Origin of the sequence: Lutimonas sp. (assembly GCF_051011215.1) — a bacterium.
Classification (GTDB): domain Bacteria; phylum Bacteroidota; class Bacteroidia; order Flavobacteriales; family Flavobacteriaceae; genus Lutimonas.
In genome coordinates, this window is record NZ_JBPCUJ010000095.1 from 1 (window position 1) to 3,906 (window position 3,906).

The window sequence follows — 3,906 nt, forward strand, 5'->3', positions numbered from 1 at the left end:
CAACTATTCAACAATTAGTACGAAAAGGAAGGACCAAAACAACCAAGAAGAATAAATCGGCTGCTTTGAATTCTTGTCCTCAACGTCGTGGAGTTTGTACGCGTGTTTACACTACTACACCAAAAAAACCTAATTCAGCAATGAGAAAAGTTGCTAGGGTAAGGTTGACCAATGGTAATGAAGTGAATGCATACATCCCAGGAGAAGGACATAATTTACAAGAACACTCGATAGTATTGGTTAGAGGAGGAAGAGTAAAGGATTTACCTGGTGTAAAATATCACATTGTTCGTGGTGCTTTGGACACAGCAGGAGTAGAGGGACGAACTCAGCGTCGTTCCAAATACGGAACTAAACGTCCAAAGAAATAATTTTTTAAGTAAGGAACAATGAGAAAAAGACTTTCAAAGAAAAGGATCCTTTTACCGGATCCGAAGTTTAATGATCAGTTGGTTACAAGGTTTGTAAACAACTTGATGTTGGATGGTAAAAAATCTGTTGCATTTAAGGTGTTTTATGACGCTTTAGATATCGTAGAAGAGAAAAAGCAAGATGAAGAAAAATCTGCTTTGGAAATGTGGAAAGAAGGATTATCTAATGTGATGCCTCACGTTGAAGTAAGAAGCCGTAGAGTTGGTGGAGCTACTTTTCAAATCCCTATGCCTATTAGAGCTGATAGAAAGATTTCTATGGCAATTAAATGGATGATTCTTTATGCAAGAAAAAGAAATGAGAAAAGTATGTCTCAAAGACTTGCAGGAGAGATTTTAGCAGCTGTGAAAGAAGAAGGAGCAGCCGTTAAGAAAAGAGTAGATGTTCACAAAATGGCGGATGCGAATAAGGCATTCTCTCACTTTAGATTTTAATTCATAGGAGAATGGCAAGAGATTTAAAATTAACTAGAAATATTGGGATTGCTGCGCATATTGATGCCGGTAAAACCACTACTACTGAAAGAATACTTTACTATACGGGAGTTTCACATAAGATTGGTGAAGTTCATGATGGTGCTGCAACAATGGACTGGATGGAGCAGGAGCAGGAAAGAGGTATTACCATTACTTCTGCTGCAACTACTTGTACATGGCAGTTCCCAACTGAAAACGGTGTTCCGACTTCAGATGCAAAAGGCTACCATTTTAATATTATTGACACTCCTGGTCACGTTGATTTTACAGTTGAGGTAAACCGTTCGTTAAGAGTACTTGATGGATTGGTTTTTCTTTTTAGTGCTGTTGATGGTGTTGAGCCTCAATCAGAAACTAACTGGAGATTGGCAGACAATTATAAGGTGCCAAGAATTGGTTTCGTCAACAAAATGGATAGACAGGGGTCAGACTTTTTAAAGGTTTGTACTCAGGTGAAAGAAATGTTAGGTTCAAATGCTGTGCCTATCGTTCTTCCAATTGGTGAGGAAAGTGATTTTAAAGGAATTGTAGATTTAGTAAAAAACAGAGCGATTGTTTGGAAGGATGAATCATTTGGTTCAACTTTTGACATCATCGACATTCCTGAAGAATTAAAAGAAGAAGCAGCTCAATACAGAGCTTTGCTGATTGAAGAGGTGGCATCTTATGATGAAAACCTTTTAGAGAAATTTATGGAAGATGAAGATTCTATTACTGAAGAAGAAGTGCACAATGCATTGAGAGCCGCAGTGATGGATATGGCGATCATTCCTATGATTTGTGGATCAGCATTTAAGAATAAAGGTGTTCAGTTTTTGTTAGACGGAGTATGTAGGTATTTACCTTCTCCAATAGACAAAGAAGCAATTGTTGGGATGAATCCTGATACAGAAGAAGAAGTTGCAAGAAAACCTTCAGTAAAAGAACCTTTTTCAGCGTTGGCGTTTAAAATTGCTACTGACCCTTTTGTAGGTAGGTTGGCATTTTTTAGAACCTATTCTGGAAGGTTGGATGCAGGATCTTATATTTTAAATAACAGGTCTGGTAAAAAAGAAAGAATTTCTCGTATTTATCAAATGCACTCTAACAAGCAGAATTCGGTAGATTATATCGAAGCTGGTGATATTGGTGCAGCAGTAGGTTTTAAAGATATTAAAACCGGTGATACGATGTCTTCTTTAGATGCTCCTATTGTTTTAGAATCAATGGATTTTCCAGATCCGGTAATTGGTGTGGCTGTTGAGCCAAAGACCAAAGCCGATGTGGATAAGTTAGGTATCGGACTTGGTAAATTGGCTGAAGAAGATCCTACATTCCAGGTGAGAACTGATGAAGCATCAGGTCAAACAATTATTTCTGGTATGGGTGAACTTCACCTTGAGATTTTGATTGATCGTTTGAAGCGTGAATTTAAAGTTGAGGTGAACGAAGGTGAACCACAAGTTGAATACAAAGAGGCAATAACTCGTACTGCTGATCAGAGAGAAGTTTACAAAAAGCAATCTGGTGGTCGTGGTAAGTTTGCGGATATTGTATTTGAAATGGGACCTGCAGATGAGGATTTTGAAGGAACTGGCTTACAATTCGTCAACACAATTAAAGGGGGTAATATTCCTAAGGAATTTGTTCCTGCTGTTGAAAAAGGATTCAAGATGGCTATGAAGAACGGTCCTTTGGCTGGTTATGAAATGGATACCATGAAGATTACTTTGAAAGATGGTTCGTTCCACCCGGTGGATTCGGATGCGCTTTCTTTCGAATTGGCTGCTAAAATGGGATATAAATCTGCTGCAAATGCTGCTGGTGCTGTTATCCTTGAGCCTATCATGAAGTTGGAGGTTGTTACTCCAGAAGAAAACATGGGTGATATTGTTGGTGATTTAAATAGAAGAAGAGGTCAGGTTAATGCGATGGATGACAGAGCTGGAGCAAAAGTTGTTAAAGCGAATGTTCCTTTATCTGAAATGTTTGGATATGTTACAACACTAAGAACATTGTCATCAGGTAGAGCTACTTCTACGATGGAATTTTCTCATTACGAGAAAACACCGGCAAGTGTATCTGAAGAAGTGATCAAAAAAGCACAAGGTTAATCTACTAAAAAGAGATAAAATGAGTCAGAAAATTAGAATAAAATTAAAGTCTTACGATCACAACTTAGTAGATAAATCTGCTGAGAAGATTGTAAAAACAGTAAAGAATACCGGTGCTGTTGTAAATGGGCCAATCCCATTGCCAACTCATAAGAAAATCTTTACAGTATTGCGTTCACCACACGTAAACAAAAAGTCAAGAGAGCAATTTCAATTGAGTGCGTTTAAAAGAATTTTAGATATCTATAGTTCTTCATCGAAAACAATTGATGCTCTAATGAAGTTAGAGTTACCAAGTGGTGTTGAAGTAGAGATCAAAGTCTAAGTAGTTAGAAATTGATATCAAAGGCTGAGAATGATGTTCTCGGTTACTTGTCCTGAGCGATTGACGAGGGAAAAACGGAAAAAATATATTCAGGGCTGAACATATTTTGGCCCTGTTTTTTTAAATAGGAAGAATAATAATTAAATTAAAGTAGAATGTCTGGGTTAATAGGAAAAAAAATAGGAATGACCAGTATTTATGACGAGAATGGAAAGAATATTCCATGTACCGTTATTCAAGCAGGTCCTTGTGTGGTTACCCAAGTCAGAACCAAAGAGGTTGACGGGTATGAAGCCTTGCAACTTGGTTTCGATGACAAAGCAGAAAAGCAGTCTAATAAGGCGCTTAACGGCCATTTTAAAAAGGCTGGAACTACTGCTAAAAGACGTGTCGTTGAATTTCAAGGATTTGAGCAAGACTTAAAATTAGGTGATCAGGTATTAGTTGATCATTTTGAAGAAGGTGAATTTGTAGATGTTTCTGGAACATCTAAAGGTAAAGGGTTTCAGGGTGTTGTAAAGCGTCATGGTTTTGCAGGTTCTGAAAGAACTCACGGTCAGCAAAGTATGAATAGAGCTCC

5 protein-coding genes are annotated in these 3,906 nt (G+C 37.7%); all 5 read left to right on the top strand.

The features are described 5' to 3' along the window. Nucleotides 1–371, top strand: a 371-nt coding sequence (rpsL, locus tag ACR2MV_RS08400; protein ID WP_434021462.1) for a 30S ribosomal protein S12, incomplete at its 5' end; no start/stop codon positions are given. A gap of 18 nt (nt 372–389) precedes the next feature. Next, nucleotides 390–866 (top strand): 30S ribosomal protein S7, encoded by a 477-nt coding sequence (rpsG, locus tag ACR2MV_RS08405; protein ID WP_434021463.1) that lies wholly within the window; start codon nt 390–392, stop codon nt 864–866. Nucleotides 867–877: 11 nt separating this feature from the next. Further along, on the top strand, nt 878–3,001 hold the full coding sequence (gene fusA, locus ACR2MV_RS08410) for an elongation factor G (protein WP_434021464.1): 2,124 nt from the start codon (nt 878–880) through the stop codon (nt 2,999–3,001). A gap of 19 nt (nt 3,002–3,020) precedes the next feature. Beyond that, nucleotides 3,021–3,326, top strand: coding sequence for a 30S ribosomal protein S10 (rpsJ, locus tag ACR2MV_RS08415; protein ID WP_224926449.1), 306 nt, complete (start codon nt 3,021–3,023; stop codon nt 3,324–3,326). A 155-nt stretch (nt 3,327–3,481) separates the two neighbouring features. After that, nucleotides 3,482–3,906: 50S ribosomal protein L3 (rplC, locus tag ACR2MV_RS08420; RefSeq protein WP_434021465.1), on the top strand; the 425-nt coding region annotated here is incomplete at its 3' end.